At 28.0% G+C, this 16,272-nt stretch carries 18 protein-coding genes; 7 read left to right on the top strand and 11 right to left on the bottom strand.

Annotation, left to right across the window (positions count from 1 at the left end):
* Window positions 1–50: 50 nt before the first annotated feature.
* Window positions 51–248, bottom strand: a complete 198-nt coding sequence (locus ACRC28_RS08945) for a hypothetical protein (RefSeq protein WP_438543104.1) — start codon at window positions 246–248, stop codon at window positions 51–53.
* 213 nt (window positions 249–461) lie between these two features.
* Here ACRC28_RS08945 and ACRC28_RS08940 point away from each other — a divergent pair, with 213 nt between their 5' ends.
* The 4 genes from ACRC28_RS08940 to ACRC28_RS08925 all read left to right on the top strand — a co-directional run bounded on the left by ACRC28_RS08940 (window position 462) and on the right by ACRC28_RS08925 (window position 3,278).
* Entirely contained in the window at window positions 462–1,811 is a 1,350-nt protein-coding gene (locus ACRC28_RS08940; protein WP_438543103.1) for a YjiH family protein, read from the top strand.
* A 90-nt stretch (window positions 1,812–1,901) separates the two neighbouring features.
* A complete protein-coding gene (locus ACRC28_RS08935; protein WP_438543102.1) occupies window positions 1,902–2,297 on the top strand; it encodes a tautomerase family protein in 396 nt (131 codons plus the stop codon).
* A gap of 104 nt (window positions 2,298–2,401) precedes the next feature.
* Window positions 2,402–2,833: a nucleotidyltransferase domain-containing protein gene (locus ACRC28_RS08930; protein ID WP_438543101.1), complete on the top strand. Its 432-nt coding sequence runs from the start codon at window positions 2,402–2,404 to the stop codon at window positions 2,831–2,833.
* Window positions 2,817–3,278 carry a HepT-like ribonuclease domain-containing protein gene (locus ACRC28_RS08925; RefSeq protein WP_438543100.1) on the top strand — a complete coding sequence of 154 codons (462 nt, stop codon included), beginning with the start codon at window positions 2,817–2,819 and terminating at the stop codon, window positions 3,276–3,278. Before ACRC28_RS08930 ends, ACRC28_RS08925 begins: the two co-directional genes overlap by 17 nt.
* A gap of 28 nt (window positions 3,279–3,306) precedes the next feature.
* Here ACRC28_RS08925 and ACRC28_RS08920 read toward each other — a convergent pair whose 3' ends face one another.
* From ACRC28_RS08920 to ACRC28_RS08905, 4 genes are all read right to left on the bottom strand, one after another.
* The gene (locus tag ACRC28_RS08920; protein WP_438543099.1) at window positions 3,307–4,734 is read right to left on the bottom strand and encodes an MDR family MFS transporter; all 1,428 of its coding nucleotides are present in this window, start codon (window positions 4,732–4,734) and stop codon (window positions 3,307–3,309) included.
* A 147-nt stretch (window positions 4,735–4,881) separates the two neighbouring features.
* Window positions 4,882–5,289 (bottom strand): hypothetical protein, encoded by a 408-nt coding sequence (locus ACRC28_RS08915; protein WP_438543098.1) that lies wholly within the window; start codon window positions 5,287–5,289, stop codon window positions 4,882–4,884.
* Window positions 5,290–5,416: 127 nt separating this feature from the next.
* Window positions 5,417–7,132: an ABC-ATPase domain-containing protein gene (locus ACRC28_RS08910; protein ID WP_438543097.1), complete on the bottom strand. Its 1,716-nt coding sequence runs from the start codon at window positions 7,130–7,132 to the stop codon at window positions 5,417–5,419.
* Complete coding sequence (locus ACRC28_RS08905; RefSeq protein WP_438543096.1) at window positions 7,133–7,693, bottom strand: DUF1836 domain-containing protein; 561 nt, start codon at window positions 7,691–7,693, stop codon at window positions 7,133–7,135.
* Between the two features lie 217 nt (window positions 7,694–7,910).
* Between ACRC28_RS08905 and trhA the strand changes: the two genes are divergently transcribed.
* Together trhA and ACRC28_RS08895 are read left to right on the top strand one after the other, a co-directional pair.
* On the top strand, window positions 7,911–8,558 hold the full coding sequence (gene trhA / locus ACRC28_RS08900) for a PAQR family membrane homeostasis protein TrhA (protein ID WP_438543095.1): 648 nt from the start codon (window positions 7,911–7,913) through the stop codon (window positions 8,556–8,558).
* A gap of 164 nt (window positions 8,559–8,722) precedes the next feature.
* Window positions 8,723–9,151, top strand: coding sequence for a hypothetical protein (locus tag ACRC28_RS08895; protein WP_438543094.1), 429 nt, complete (start codon window positions 8,723–8,725; stop codon window positions 9,149–9,151).
* A gap of 195 nt (window positions 9,152–9,346) precedes the next feature.
* On the opposite strand, the gene ybaK is transcribed toward ACRC28_RS08895, so the two are convergent.
* Window positions 9,347–9,817: a Cys-tRNA(Pro) deacylase gene (ybaK, locus tag ACRC28_RS08890; RefSeq protein ID WP_438543093.1), complete on the bottom strand. Its 471-nt coding sequence runs from the start codon at window positions 9,815–9,817 to the stop codon at window positions 9,347–9,349.
* Between the two features lie 81 nt (window positions 9,818–9,898).
* Entirely contained in the window at window positions 9,899–10,801 is a 903-nt protein-coding gene (locus tag ACRC28_RS08885) for a CPBP family intramembrane glutamic endopeptidase (RefSeq protein ID WP_438543092.1), read from the bottom strand.
* 327 nt (window positions 10,802–11,128) lie between these two features.
* On the opposite strand from ACRC28_RS08885, the gene ACRC28_RS08880 reads away from it, so the two are divergent.
* A complete protein-coding gene (locus ACRC28_RS08880) occupies window positions 11,129–12,718 on the top strand; it encodes an ABC-F family ATP-binding cassette domain-containing protein (protein ID WP_438543091.1) in 1,590 nt (529 codons plus the stop codon).
* Window positions 12,719–12,750: 32 nt separating this feature from the next.
* On the opposite strand, the gene ACRC28_RS08875 is transcribed toward ACRC28_RS08880, so the two are convergent.
* From ACRC28_RS08875 to ACRC28_RS08860, 4 genes are all read right to left on the bottom strand, one after another.
* Window positions 12,751–13,410 (bottom strand): response regulator transcription factor, encoded by a 660-nt coding sequence (locus ACRC28_RS08875; RefSeq protein ID WP_438543090.1) that lies wholly within the window; start codon window positions 13,408–13,410, stop codon window positions 12,751–12,753.
* Window positions 13,401–14,741, bottom strand: a complete 1,341-nt coding sequence (locus tag ACRC28_RS08870; RefSeq protein WP_438543089.1) for a sensor histidine kinase — start codon at window positions 14,739–14,741, stop codon at window positions 13,401–13,403. The genes ACRC28_RS08875 and ACRC28_RS08870 overlap by 10 nt, the downstream gene beginning before the upstream one ends.
* A 44-nt stretch (window positions 14,742–14,785) precedes the next feature.
* A complete protein-coding gene (locus ACRC28_RS08865) occupies window positions 14,786–15,562 on the bottom strand; it encodes an ABC transporter ATP-binding protein (protein ID WP_438543088.1) in 777 nt (258 codons plus the stop codon).
* Window positions 15,563–15,579: 17 nt separating this feature from the next.
* Window positions 15,580–16,272, bottom strand: a 693-nt coding sequence (locus ACRC28_RS08860; RefSeq protein ID WP_438543087.1) for an ABC transporter ATP-binding protein, incomplete at its 5' end; no start/stop codon positions are given.

The following is a 16,272-nucleotide window of genomic DNA, read 5'->3' as shown; positions in this document are numbered from 1 at the left end:
TAAAAGTATCTTTCTTAAATGGGTGAAAATCCTATATAATTTGGGTACTTCTATCTAGGACTTTCTTTATAATTTTTAATTGTACACTCGATACAGTTAATTGATTCATTTACTGAATTCAATGAATCCTGTATCATTTGTTTATTTTCTGGTTTTTCTACAGTTGATAATGCTTGCTCTAAGCTACATTTAGCATCCTGTAAATCCCCTAAAGAACAGTTTACGTTTTGAATTGCATTTTTTTGCATATTACTCAACTCCTTTGCTCTTATTTACACTTATAGTATCTGTAGTTTTTTAAAAAGAATACATGCCTTTTAAATCCATATGGACAAATTATGTATAATTTTTGAACTTTTTAGTAAAAAAGCCTTTATTTTTTATATTTTATGTATTATTATGTATATATGCTGCATAATAACTTTATTTTATGCATAAAAATAAATTTCTGGAGGATGATTATGAATACAAAAAATAAAAACACTTTTAATTTACTAAAATTCATTATACCTTCTACCATCGGTGTTTTATTATTCATGACTCCAATGAACATAGATGGAAAGGTAACAATTCCAATAGCTTTTTTAGCTAATTTCTTTGTTGATATTTTAGGTGATAACTTACTTCATCTAGCAACATTGTTAATATCTCTATCTGCTATAGGAAGCATTTTAACAAAAACAATAAAGCCAAAATTTATAATAAATAATTCTTATCTTAAGCATCTTTTTGATGTTACTCCAATTTGGCTACTTGCTAGAATTTTGGGAATGATTTTTGTAGTTTGTGCAAACTTTAAAATAGGACCTGAAATGTTTTGGTCAATGGATACAGGTGGATTTATTCTTCATGATTTACTACCGATTTTAATCTGTGTATTTATGTTTGCAGGTTTTCTACTACCATTATTATTAGATTTTGGACTTTTAGAATTCATCGGTGCAATACTTACAAAAATCATGCGTCCTATTTTTAAATTACCAGGACGTTCATCAATAGACTGTATAACATCATGGCTTGGAGATGGAAGTGTTGGAATACTTCTTACTTCAAAACAATATGAGCTTGGATATTATACAAAAAAGGAAGCTGCTATAATTAGTACAAACTTTTCAGCAGTTTCAATAACCTTCTGTCTTGTTGTGCTTGCTCAAGTGGGGCTTGACCATATGTTTGTACCATTTTATCTAACAGTATCAGTTGCAGGAATTTTAGCAGCTATAATAATTCCTAGAATTCCACCATTATCAAAAAAGCCTAATACTCTTATAAATGATAAGGTAAAAGAAAATTCAGAAGCTATTCCTGAAGGATATAACTCATTTTCTTATGGACTTGAAAAAGCAGTTGAAAAAGCTTCATTAGTGGCACATCCAAAAGAATTTGTTATATCAGGACTTAAAAATGTTTTTGATATGTGGATTGGAGTTTTAGCAATCGTAATGGCAATGGGAGCTATTGCATTAATAATCTCAACATACACGCCAATCTTTCAAATACTAGGAACACCATTTATCCCAATACTAAAAATGCTTGGAGTTCCAGAAGCTGTACAAGCATCCCAAACAATGGTTGTAGGCTTTGCAGATATGTTCCTACCATCAGTTTTAGCAGGTGGTATACAATCAGAAATGACAAGATTCATAATAGCTGCAGTATCAGTAACTCAGCTTGTATATATGTCAGAAATAGGAGGACTTTTACTAGGTTCAAAAATTCCAGTAAACTTCAAAGATTTAGTTATAATCTTCATAACTAGAACTTTAGTTACACTCCCTATAATCGTCCTTATGGCAAACTTAATATTTTAGAAAAAAAGCTATCTTTCTCGATAGCTTTTTTATTTTAAACAAAGGAAATTTAACTATTTTAAAGAACTTATTTATAAAGGGAGTGATAATATGCCGTTAGTAAAAGTTGAAATATTAAAAGGAAAATCAAAAGAATATAAAAAAGGAATTTTAGATGGCATTCATAATGCTCTTATTCAAGAATTTAAAATTCCTGATGAAGATCGAATACAAAGGTTATATGAATTGGATGAAGAAAATTTTGAGTTTTCAACAAATAAAACTAAAAATATCACTCTAATTGAATTAACAATTTTTGAGGGGCGAAGTTCTGAGGCGAAATCACGCTTATATAAATCTATAGTATATAATCTTAATAAAAACTGTAACATTAATGGAGATGATATAATTATTGTTTTACAGGAACCTCCTATGGATAATTGGGGTATCAAAGGTGGGATACAAGCAACTAAGTGTAACTTTGATTTCAACTTAAAGATAAAATAAGTTACTCATTTTAAATTAACTACTTTATTTAAACTATATTGTTTAATACCTCCTTAATTTTGGTTATAATAATATACAAGAGTATATTGAAGGAGACTACTAGTATGGAAAAACTAAAATTTATTGAAGAATTAAAAAAATTTCATAAGATTATAGGTTTAAGTGAGTTTGGTAGCTATAATACCAAAGATTGGATAAAAAATCGTAGCGATATCGATATTGCTGTAGTTATGGCTCCTAGTACAACTTTTATGGATACTTTAGAAGTTGAAGATGACCTAGTAGACCTACTAGTTGAATATTATAAGTATGAAAAAATACATCTTACGTTTATTTTATATAAAGATTTTGCTAATAAATTTGCAAGAATTGCTATTGAAAGTGAAAATCTTTATATAACTAATGAAGAGAGATGGTTTGATTTTGAACATTACGTACGAAAATATTTTAGAAATAATTATGAGTTTGAGAAAAAAATGAAAATTCATGAGCAGTATGAATTATTTGGAGGAATAATAGATGAGTCCATATTATAAATACAAAAAAGAAAAATTTATAGAAAAATATAAAAATGCACTGGAAAATTTAGACCTTTTAAAAGAATCAATTTTTGAATATAAAAAAACTCAAAATAAATTAATTAGAAGAGCAATGTTTGCTTTTTTTCAAGATTTCACAGAGTATATAATAGATATGTGTGAGACTTATTTAGTTGTTAATAATATTCCTGTTGGAAGTGCTAACTCTGGAATAAAACTTATAAATAAAGCTAATGAAGAAGGTTTTTTTGATAGTGAATTAAAAGGCTACTTAGTAATGTGTGTAAAACTTAGAAATAGATACACTCATGATTATTATGATAGAGAAGAATGTGAAAAATCTATAGAAGCTTTCTGTTTTAATGAAATAGCAAATTTAGAGATTTTCCTAGAAGAAAGTAAGGAAAAAGTAATATTAAAATTCAAAAAAAATGACAGGTAGAATTCAAGTTTCTACCTGTCATTTTTATTTATCTTTTCACTTTTCTAGGTAATATTAATGCAAATATTATTGTTATTATTGCCACTATGAATAGTATAAAGAATATGCTATGAACGCCTGCAAAGAATCCACTTTTTATTTGTTCTATGCTTAAGTGGAATATATTATTTGTTGGACTTAAGTTGTCTGGTGTTACTCCATTTATTCCTGTACTGCTGAAGTGTCTTGTTACAGCTGAATTCATTACTGCTCCAAAGATTGCTACTCCAATTGTTTGTCCAAGTGTTCTTATTAATGTTGTTGTTGATGTTGAAACTCCAATATCTCTCTGCTCTACCGCTTCTTGAACTACTATTATTGATGTATTCATTACTCCACCAAATCCAAATCCTATTATAAACATTGCTATTATTAATACTATTATGTTTGTGTTTATTCCTAGTAATTCAACGATTCCCATTGCTACTACTAGTATTATTATCGCAACTATTATTATTACCTTTTCACCATACTTTGGTAATGTCTTTGCAAGTATAAATGATGTCATAAACCATGCAAGTGACATTGGTGCTAAGAATAATCCTGATATTAATGGACTATATCCTAGTACATTTTGAGTATATATTGGCATATATGATTGTATTGATATAAGAATTACTGATGCAATAAAGCAAACTATATTCATTATTATAGTTGTTTTTGTAAAGATTTTTTTAGGCACTATTGGCTCTTTTGCTTTTGCTTCAATTATGCAGAATATTACAAAGCTTACTATTGAAACTATTAATAATGATACTAGAAGCTTAATATCGCCTGTTTCTAAACAGCTAAATAATAATGCAACTATTGCTATAGTTAAAAAGATTGAACCTAAATAATCTATTGTAGCTTCCCTCTTTACAACCTTCTCATGGAAATGTCTATTTATCATATACATTCCTACTAATCCAAATGGTATGTTAACAAAGAAAATCCAATGCCATGAAAGTTTTGCAAGTATTGCTCCTCCAACAAAAGGCCCTAAAATACTGGCAACTCCCCATACTGTACTTAAAAATCCTTGCATTTTTGCTTTTTCGCTTGTTTCAAATAAATCCCCTATTATTGTATATGTAAGTGTAAGAATTGCTCCAGCTCCAAGTCCTTGTATTGCTCTAAATATTATAAGCTCTACCATACTTGTTGATAATCCGCTTAAAGTTGTACCTACTAAAAATATTATAATACCTATTGTTATAATCTTTTTTCTTCCAAATAAATCAGATAGTTTACCATAAATAGGTGTTGAAACTGCTGATGTTAGAAGATATGCTGAGAATATCCAGCTTATAAGGTTGTACCCGTTTAAATCTCTAGCAATTGTTGGCATAGCTGTACTTACTACAGTTCCCTCAAATGCTGCTAAGAAAGTTACAAGCATTAATGCTATAACTACTAATTTTTTCTCTTTATTCATTCTTTTCTCCTTTGTTTTCTTTTTGAACAAATATTAGTTTAGCACAAATTTTCTTTATAAGTATGGTTAACAATTTGTTAAGTTTTATAGAAATTAAAAAGGTAAGAAGATTTAATTTCTAGAATCTTCCTACCTTTGGCATTGTTTTTATACCTTGTTGTTTTTCTTATCTTTATTCTCTACATTGTAGCTTTTATCTTTATCTTCTACCTTATAGTCAGATTTAATATCACTTAATTTACTCTTCTTTTCTTTATCTTCTTTTACTATTTCATCACTTTGAAATCCTTCATCTGCAGGTTCATACTTGTATTCAATGTCATATTCACCATCTTCATCATCAATATCAAACTCTTCATCTGTGTAATCATCACAATCACAATAATCATCACAATCACAGTAATCATCATAATCATTATCTAATATAGTTGTGCAACTATTGCTATGACATTCTTTAGCCATCTTCTTAACACATTTACAAGTTTTGCATCCTATAACTCCTACTATCATACCTGTTGTTAATCCTAGTAATCCTGTTAATGTACTTCTTTTCATTTTTCAACACCTCATCTTCATAAAATATGTTCATAACATTAGTATTCTTATTTTCTAATCTTTTTATGATATATTTTTAAGGTGTTTTATCCTTATTTTAAACTTTCTTCATATAAATTTATATTTTTTATAAATTTCCCATTTCTATTCTTAATTTTCTATATCTATTAAAAGCTGCCATTATTTCTTGCTTTCTTGGAAGTGCTAAATTCCCTACACCACCTTTTGAATAGCTTAAGTTCAGCAATCCCTTTTCATTTATTTCACTTAATACTTTATCAATAGCTTCACTTAGGGTTATCTTATTATTTGCTATCTTTTCATCTACATATTTTAAGATATTTCCTATTGTTACAACTTGCTCTTTATCCACTATTTGCTCTACATATCTTAAGCTTATTTCATCTCTATTTACTATAAATCCATCAGTTCCTAATGTCTTCATTTTTATTCCTTTTGGTCCTTTTTCTATTGAACCTTTTTTCAAAATTCTATTTAAATTTATATTTATTTTTGCATTTCTTTCTTCTATTCTTTTTAAAATTAAGCCTGATTTTAGCTCTTTTGCTTTTTCTGTTACATCTTTAGCTTCATAGCTATCCATTTGTATCACTGTATCTGCAATATCAAAGTAATCTCCTGAGCTTCCAACTACAATAATTGTTGATATATCCATTTGCTCATAACACCCTCTTACAAGCTCTATAAATGGTGTTATTGGTTCTTTTTCTTTAGATACTAAGCTTTGCATAATATCATCTCTTATCATAAAGTTTGTTGCTGATGTATCTTCATCTATTAATATTGTTTTAGATTTCATTTCTATAGATTCTACAATATTAGCTGCTTGTGATGTACTTCCACTTGCATTTTCTGATGTGAATTTTTCTGTGCTTTTTCCATTAGGTAAGTTATTTATAAATAATGATATATCATCATTTAAAATACACCTTCCATCTTCTGCACGTACTTTCATAGCTGTATTCTCTGCTATAACATACTCTCTTCCATCACCTTCAATATGATTGTATACTCCAAGCTCTAAAGCATTTAAAAGAGTTGATTTTCCATGATATCCACCACCAATTATAAGTGTTATACCTTTCTTTATTCCCATACCTTTTAAAGGCTCTCCAAAAGGTATATTCATAGTAACTTCCATTGACTCTGGTGATTTGAATTTTATTCCATCTCTTAAAGGCTTTGTTGATATTCCACTTTCTCTTGGAAGAGTTGAACCATTCTCCACAAAAGCTATTAAGCCTCTATTTTTCAATTCACCTCTTATATATTCTTGATTTTCTACAAGTTCTATTCTCTTTTTCAATTTAAGTTTATCTACATTTTCATAAATTAAACTATCTTCCACCACTTTAGGTAAAAAATCATAAAGAATTTTTATAAGCTCTCTTCCTAAAACAGTTCTTCCTCTTGCAGGAAAACCAACTTCAAACCTTGCTTCCACCTTTTCTTTATCTATTACAATAGCAGTTCTATCTAAAATTTCTTGATTAAATCTACTTATATTTACTATTCCACTTTTTCCTGAACCCATAACTCTTGAGCAATGTCTGTTTATATTTAAGCTAAATAATCTTCCTATAAAATCAATAGTTCCAATTCTTTTATGATTTTCATCAAAATATTCTAATGGGAATTTATTTACTTTTGATTTTAAACTTACTCTTACTCTTGATGGTGCTGCAAAAGGATCTCCTTGAACATGGTCTATATATAAAGTATATTTATCAAACTCATATCCACCTTCAAGTTCCTTATATGCCTTATATCCTCTACCATCTATCTTTTCAATCTTTCTTTTTAATTCATCCATTCCTAGCATTTATTTTTCCTCCTCTTTAACAAAAAACTCATCTATAATTTTTTCTCCAAGCTTTCTATACATATTACTCATATTTATAACTGAACATAACATTAAAAACTTTTCATCCTTTTCATTTGAAATACCTTTAATATCATCTATTCTATTCTCATTTTCTTCTTTAAACTTTTCTAAATCACTCTCTGAAATACTTGTAAACTTTCTATACGTTTCTCTTATCTCATCTGAATTTTCATTTAAAACTATTCCATCTAAAGAATGTTTTATATCATTTATAGATAATGTTCCTTTAAGATTATAAATTAAGTTCATTAGAATTATATGCTCTTTAGAATACTTCTTATTTTTTATAGGCATAAGCAGTTTTCCCTTTGCATAATTATTTATCATTGTTTTAGTTAGGACTTTTTCTTCTTTATTCCTTCTCATATCATCATATTTATTTTCAAACATTTGAATAACTTGATCCATATACAAATCAATCTCTGGAACTTCTTCAAGCTCTATATTTTTATCTAAATTTAACTCATCTATCATATCCATCATTTTTTCTTTATCCATTATAAACACCTCACCTAGTTTTTAAAACTACATTTCGTTATGTATATATTAATAATAATAGTAATCAGGAGATATTTCAATATATTTACAAAAAAATCCTGTTTAATCCTCTTTTTTAAGGAAATACTAACTTTGACCATTTTTATAATATAAACATATAATAATATTATAACATATAGTTTGTAAAACTACATGTCATTATAGGAGGGTTTTGACTATGGAAAAATATTTAAGAGAACCTGTTAACGGCTTAACTCATTTAACAGGTGCAATATTATCATTTATTGGGTTAATTGCTTTATTGGTTAAAGCATTTTTAGAGAACTGTTCTGGTATAGAGATTTTTTCGGTATTTTTCTTTGGTGTAAGTATGATTTTACTTTATACTGCATCTGCAACATACCATTCAGTTATATCAAATAAAAAAGTTCTTCATAGATTAAAGAAATTTGACCATGCTATGATATTTGTTTTAATTACAGGTTCATATGCACCATTTTGCTTAATTGCATTGGATAATAAAGTTGGCTACATACTATTTGCAATAGTTTTTACAGCTGGTTTATTAGGAATAATTTTTAAATTATTTTGGGTAACTTGCCCTAAGTGGGTTTCAAGCGTTATGTACATCGCTATAGGTTGGTTTGCAGTATTTGCTATCTATCCACTTTCACAAGTTTTACACGGAACTGCATTTTTCCTTTTAGTTTTAGGAGGAATTCTTTATACAATTGGTGGAGTTATCTATGCATTTAGAGATGATAAAATTAAAATTGGAATCTTTGGAACTCATGAAATTTTTCATGTATTCATAATGCTTGGAAGTCTTTCACACTTTATTGCAGTTTTCGCATATCTTTTATAAGCTAACACACAAATTCTATATAAAAAGCTCCTACCCTTAATGGTTGGGGGCTTTAATACTTTCTTCTTAATGAACATTTTTACTTTTTTGTTTGTTTATTTTCCTTTTAATACCAATTAGTTTACAATATTGATATATTATATATTGTTAACGGAGGTAAATCAGTGAAAAAATATAAATTCATCTTTCTAATAATAGTCATTTTTATTTTAGGTTCCCTTTCTATTTTTATAATAAAAAATAATTCTAAGGAAACTGTTGCCAAAGAAACTCTCGAAACATACTTAACTGCTTTATCTGATAAAAATTTAGATAAATTAAATAACTCTTTAACCTCTAATAGTTCACTTAAATATACTACTGATGACATTACACTTTTAACAAAAATTCTAAAAAACTGTGAATTAAAAAATTCCACAATAGTAAGTTCTACACCTGATACTATGACTGTTAGTGCAGAAATCTTATTTAATTGTTATGATACTCCCGATGCTGAAATCGGTGATTGGAGTGCTGGTAGTAATTTATCTACTAGATTATTTACACTAAAAAAAGTTGATACTATATGGAAAGTTTCAAGCTTTGAATCCTAAAGATATTTAATTTAATTATAGAAAGAATTATTAGCATATTTTTATGTTGATAATTCTTTTTTCATATCCATTTCATAAATCCTTTGTATTATATAAATATAGGAAGGAAAACTTCTTATATTAAAAAGCCTTATATACTTTTAAATATATAAAAACGCTATCGATAAGTGCCAATTTTCGATAGCGTTTAAAATTTTATTTTATTACATCTTCAAAGCTAACTCTTATAGCTTTTTCTAAATCCTTTGGGTTCATCTCTATTTGAAGTCCAATTTTTCCACCACTGAAAACTATTTTTTCTAAGTCTATTGCTTCCTTTTGAAAAAATGTTTTATATTCTTTTTTCATTCCAAGTGGGGAACATCCACCTCTAATATATCCAGTAAATTTATTTATATCTTTTACATGTATCATTTCAATCTTTTTTTCGCCTGCCACTTTTGCAGCTTTTTTCAAGTCTAACTCTTCTAAAACTGGAATTACAAATACATATAAAGCCTTTGAACTCCCTACTGTTACTAAAGTTTTATACACAGTTTCAGGCTCTTGTCCTGTCTTTTCTGCAACTGCTGCTCCATCTATATGTCCATCTGTTGCATCATATTCTAATGCCTCATATGCTACTTTCTTTTTATCTAAAATTCTCATTGCATTTGTTTTTTGCATAATTTCATCTCCATCTTTCTAATTCTAAATATATTATTCCACTTTAAAATAAGGTATGCAAGAGTTTTGCATACCTTAAAATTAGTTCTTCTTTTTTAAAAATAATATTTGTACTGTAATTGCTATGACTAATATTCCCGTTACTATTATTCCACCTTCTGGTCCAAAGCTTCCACCATTTATTATATTGTTTTCTAAATAAGTAGTTTCTATAAATGAGCAATTATAAACTATTCCTCCACTTACAAGAGTTCCAAATATATTTTGCTGTGCAAAGTTCCATGCACTGTGAAGAGCACATATTCCCCATAAGTTTTCATTTTTTATAGCATAAAAGGCTGCAAATATTCCAAATAAGCTTAAGTTTATTAATGAAATAACTGTTACTCCACTATTGGCTAAATGTAAAGCACTAAAGAATAATGAACTTATAATAATTCCTGCTTTAGGTGTTAATTTCACTCCTAATACTGGAAGCATATATCCTCTCATCATTATTTCTTCTGATGCACCTTGTACTAACCACGCTATTGTCATTAATAGAAATGGCCCTAAAAATTCAATATTTTTTAAATTTCCTATTTTTACTTCAAAAATAACATTTCCAAATAAAACTATAACTAACCACGCTATTCCTATCATTGCTATTCCAAGTCCAAAGCCTTCTAAATAATCTATTATAGCCTTTTTATTAAAAGGAAACCCCATAGATTTTATACTTCTTTTTTCCTTTAATTTAACTATTATAAAACATATTCCTATACTAATTCCTGTACTTAATATTAATACAATCTGATTCATATACGCTTGTATAAACTTTATATCTTTTACAAAGTTAAATATTAATTGAATTACTACATTAGTAATAACGCCTGCTCCCACAAGAATTATTACAGGTGATATTAATGCAAAAATTGCACCTGATGTTTTATTCCCCTTTGCTTCATCAAAAATTCTTGAATTTAAGTTAAACTTCTCTTTCATACTTTCCTCTAAAAAAATTGTTTCATTTAACTTATATTCTATTACGTACAAAAAAAGACCTTAATTTTAAATTAAAGCCTTTAATTTATCACATAAAAATACCACATAGCTTACTATGTGGGACTCTTCTATCGCAAATTTTTCTATAACAAAAATCTGTTTGGTAATGCATTACACATGACCTTTTATTCCAACCTTATATAAGTTAATTTTACCATCCTATAAAATAGCTTGTCAACATAATTTAGGATTAATTTCTACCCATATTTAAAGCTTATATGTTATAATAATCAAATAATATAATTTTATGAAATGAGGTAGAATGTATTGATAACTGTATCAAATGTTAGTTTAAGATTCGGTGGACGTAAGTTATTTGAAGATGTTAACTTAAAGTTCACTCCTGGAAATTGCTATGGAGTAATTGGAGCAAATGGAGCTGGAAAAAGTACTTTCTTAAAAATACTTGCTGGAGAGATTGAGCCAAACACTGGTGATGTATCTTTAGCTCCCAACACTAGAATGTCTGTATTATCTCAGGACCATTACAAGTTTGATGAATTTGAAGTTTTACAAACTGTTATAATGGGTAATGAAAGACTATACCAAATAATGAAAGAAAAAGATGAAATATATGCAAGAGATCCTTTCACTGATGAAGATGGAATTAAAGCATCTGAGCTTGAAGGTGAATTTGCTGATCTTAACGGATGGGAAGCTGAATCAGAAGCATCATCTTTATTACAAGGTTTAGGAATAGGTACTGAATACCACTATAAGCTTATGTCAGAATTAACAGGGGCTGAAAAAGTTAAAGTTCTTTTAGCTCAAGCTTTATTTGGTAATCCTGGAGTTCTTGTTCTAGATGAGCCTACAAACCACTTAGACATTAAATCAATCAACTGGCTTGAAGATTTCTTAGTAAACTTTGAAGGAACAGTTATCGTTGTATCCCACGATAGACACTTCTTAAACAAAGTTTGTACTCAAATGGCTGACGTTGATTTTGGTAAAATTAAAATTTATGTTGGAAACTATGATTTCTGGTATGAATCAAGTCAATTAGCACTTGCTATGTCTAAAGACCAAAACAAGAAAAAAGAAGAAAAAATCAAAGAATTACAAGACTTTATTGCTAGATTTAGTGCAAACGCATCAAAATCTAAGCAAGCAACTTCTCGTAAGAAACTTTTAGATAAAATAACTTTAGATGATATTCAACCTTCTACTAGAAGATATCCATTCGTTGGATTTAAACCTGAAAGAGAAGTTGGGAATGATATCTTAACTGTTGAAGGATTAACTAAAACTGTTGACGGTGTTAAAGTTTTAGATAACGTTAGCTTCAGAGTTAATAAAGAGGATAAAATCGCAATAATCGGAGATAACGAAATTGCTATAACAACTCTTTTCAAAATATTAAACAATGAAATGGAAGCTGATGCTGGTACTTTCAAATGGGGAGTTACTATATCAACTGCTTATTTCCCTAACGATAACTCAAGTTACTTCAATGATTGTAACCTTTCACTTGTTGATTGGCTTAGACAATACTCAGAAGAAAAAGCTGAAAGTTATATAAGAGGATTCTTAGGAAGAATGTTATTCTCAGGAGAAGAAGCATTAAAACAAGCTTCTGTATTATCAGGGGGAGAAAAGGTTAGATGTATGCTTTCAAGAATGATGCTTTCAAACGCTAACGTTCTTATGCTAGACCAACCTACAAACCACTTAGACCTTGAGTCAATAACAGCAGTAAACAATGGTCTTAAAGATTACCCAAGCGTATTATTATTCGCATCACATGACCATGAGTTTATTCAAACTATAGCAAATAGAGTTATAGACATTAAAGCAGACGGTTCAATCGTTGATAGAACTATGTCTTATGATGAATACTTAGATTTAAATCTTTAATTTTAAAAAGGCTTTGCATTTTTGCAAAGCCTTTATTCGTTTATTGTATATCCTAAACCTTTAACAGTTTTTATTACATCTGTTTTTAATTTTTTCCTTAAATTTTTTACTTGTGCATCTACAACTCTGTCACTTCCAAAGTAATCATATCCCCATACTTTATCTAATATCTTTTCTCTTGATAAAGTTATCCCCTTATTTTGAATTAGTATATTAAAAATTTCAAATTCCTTTTTTAATACTTCTAAATCTTCGTCTTCGTATTTTATAATGAAGTTTTTCTTATCTATCTTATATCCTTTGAATTCAAATTCATCATCATTTAATTTATTTGCTCTTCTTAATATTGCCTCTATTCTCATTAAAAGCTTATTAGGTGAAAATGGCTTTCTTATATAATCATCTGTCCCTTTTTCAAATGCTCTTATTTCAGTATTTTCACTGTCTAAAGCTGTGACTATAAGTACAGGATTATCTGTTATATTCCTAACTTCTTTTAATACATCTATTCCATTTCCCTTTGGTACCATAATATCTAAAATATATAAATCGTATTCATTTTGATAAATAGCTTTTTTTGCTTCTTCTGCATCAAAAACACTTTTAACTTCATATTTTCTATTTATAAGATAACTTCTAACTATCTCATTTAAATTTATATCATCTTCTAATATTAATATTTTTAGTCCCATAATTTCTCCCCTTTTAAATTAATTTTAAAAACAACTCCTTTATCATAGTTTTGAATTGAAAATGTTATATTTAATGCTATTAAACACTCCTTAACTATATATAATCCAATTCCTCTTCCTTTAGCACTATTTCTATTACTTCCTCTATATAATGGATTAAATACAAATGCTAAATCCTCATTTGTTAGTTTTTCACACTCATTATAAAAAGATATTGTATATCCCTTTGATTCTATTAAAACTTCTGTTCCATCCTTTGCATATTTTATTGCATTTTCTATAATATTTACAACACTTCTTCTAAATAATATGCTGTCTGTGAAAAGGGTTATTCTATCATCTGTAAGATTTTTTATCATAACATCTTTTGATAAACTTATAGTACTAAGCTCATCACATATTTCTTCAAGCATTACGCCTAAAACTACCTCTTCCTTTCCTGTTGGAACTGAATCTAGCTTTGTTATATCAAGCATTTCATTTGCTATTTTTCCAAGCTTTGCTGATAATTTTCTACACTCTCTTATGTATTTATCTCTATCTGTATAAGGTTCAATATTATCTAGCATTCCTTCTAAAATTCCATTTAATCCTCCTATAGGAGTTTTTATTTCATGGGAAAGGCTAAGCATTAATTGCTTCTTATATAATCTTTCTCTTTCTAAAGCCTCAATATCTTGATTAAAATTTTCAGTAAACTTATTTATCGTTTCTGTTAATTCATCAAACTCATCTGGTAAAATATCTTTTTCTATATAAATTGATGATTTCTTATCCATCATTTCTTTAGATATATCATTTATATTTTTTGCTTTTTTAGTTATAAATTTTCCTATAAAAAATGAAAATAACACATTGAATATCAGTATAAACATAGTTAAAAATTTAAATGCAATTGAAAATCCCATTTCTCTATATGCCATATTAGGCTCTGCTAAAATAACTTTTACTGCCCTGCTTTCATCTACATCTAAAAGAATTATACTTTCATTTTTTCCATCTACTCTTTTATTATCTTTTCTATATATAATTCCATCACTTTCTAAATATATTTTTCCATATAGCCCTTGCTCATGTGAGTATACATTTTTATTTATAATATCAATTTTCTCAATTAAATCATATTTAGTATTATATTCAAGTATCTTCTCAACCTTATCTTCAGAATTTATCTCTAATATTAAACTTATTTCCGTAGCTATTTTCTCTATTTGATTATTCCAGTAAGAATCAATCATCGCTTCTTTAAGTAATACTCTTGAAAGTAGTAAAAATAAAAAAGATAGAACTACAGAACATATTAGTATTCTAACTTGTATGCCTATTCTCATAAACTCTCCTTAACCTATCAAAGAGGGCTTACATGCCCCCTCTTTTAAAAATCTTTAAATAATTCCTCAACCTCTTTTGATGTTTCTTTTAAAATTTTGTTATAAAACTCCCCTTGTTCTTCACCAAGTTTATATTTTCTAACTATTTCTTTATCAACTTGTCCATCTTTTATTAAAACAATCCTATCTGAATAGCTTCCTATAAATTGGTCATGAGTTACTAATACAGTCGTTACCCCTTCTTCTATATTAATCTTCTTTAAAAGTTCGATAACTTCTATGGCTCTTTTTACATCTAAAGAATCTGTTGGCTCATCTGCAAATATTACTTTAGGCTTGTTACTTAATGCTCTTGCAATAGAAACCCTTTGCTTCTGTCCTCCTGAACATTCAAGTGGATATTTATTCAATATTTTTTCTATTCCAAGCTTCTCTGCAAGTTCATCTACTCTTTTATATATTTCTTTTCTATCAGCACCTGCCATTAATAATGGTGCTATAATATTATCTTTATTAGTTAATGTATCTATCAAATTATAATTTTGAAATATAAATCCAATATTTTCACGTCTAAAATCACTTATAGCCTCATTATCCATACCACTTACATCTTGTCCATTTATGAAGACCTTTCCATTAGTTTGGCAATCAAGTGTAGAAAGAATATTTACAAGAGTACTTTTTCCTGAACCTGATGGTCCCATTATTCCTAAAAATTCGCCCTTTTTTACGTTTATATTTATCCCTTTTAAAGCTTCAAACTTTTTATTTTGCTTTTCATAAACCTTATATATATTTTCAACCCTTACAACGTTGTCCATAAAAATATTCCTCCTTCTTAATTTTCTAATAAAAGCTCCATTTTTTTAGAGTTTTCTTCTACTATATCATTATAAAAATCAAACTGTTTTTCATGATTATTTATAAGTTCTTTTCTTACCATTCCTTCTTCTAAAACAATAACTCTGTCAGCAAAACTTGCCATAATTTCACTATGTGTTACTAAAACCACAGTAATGCCTTTTTCTTTATTTAACTTTTTTAATAGATTTAATACATTTATTCCTATCTTTGCATCTAAAGAGTCCGTTGGTTCATCTGCAAATATAATCTTTGAATTATTACTTAATGCTCTCGCTATTGCTATTCTTTGCTTTTGACCACCTGAACATTCATTTGGATATTTGTCTAATAAGCTTTCTATCTCTAATTCCTTAGAAAGACTTTCTATTCTTCTATTAGCCTCTTCATCTGATACATCCGTAAGCATAAGTGGAAATAATATGTTTTCTCTATTAGTGAATTTCTCTAACAAATTATAGTTTTGAAATATAAATCCAATATTATCACGTCTAAAATCACTTAGTTCTAAATTTCTAACCTTTCTTATATCCTCTTCTGATAAATCTTTTATAAGTACTTTCCCTTTTGAATGTACATCAAGAGTAGATAATATATTTACCAATGTACTTTTTCCTGAGCCTGATGCTCCCATAATTCCTAGAAACTCGCCTCTTTTTATATTTATATT

Source organism: Clostridium sp., assembly GCF_051650885.1.
Lineage (GTDB): Bacteria > Bacillota > Clostridia > Clostridiales > Clostridiaceae > Clostridium.
The sequence above is the reverse complement of the archived record's forward strand: the minus strand, read 5'-3'. Positions and strand labels throughout refer to the sequence as shown.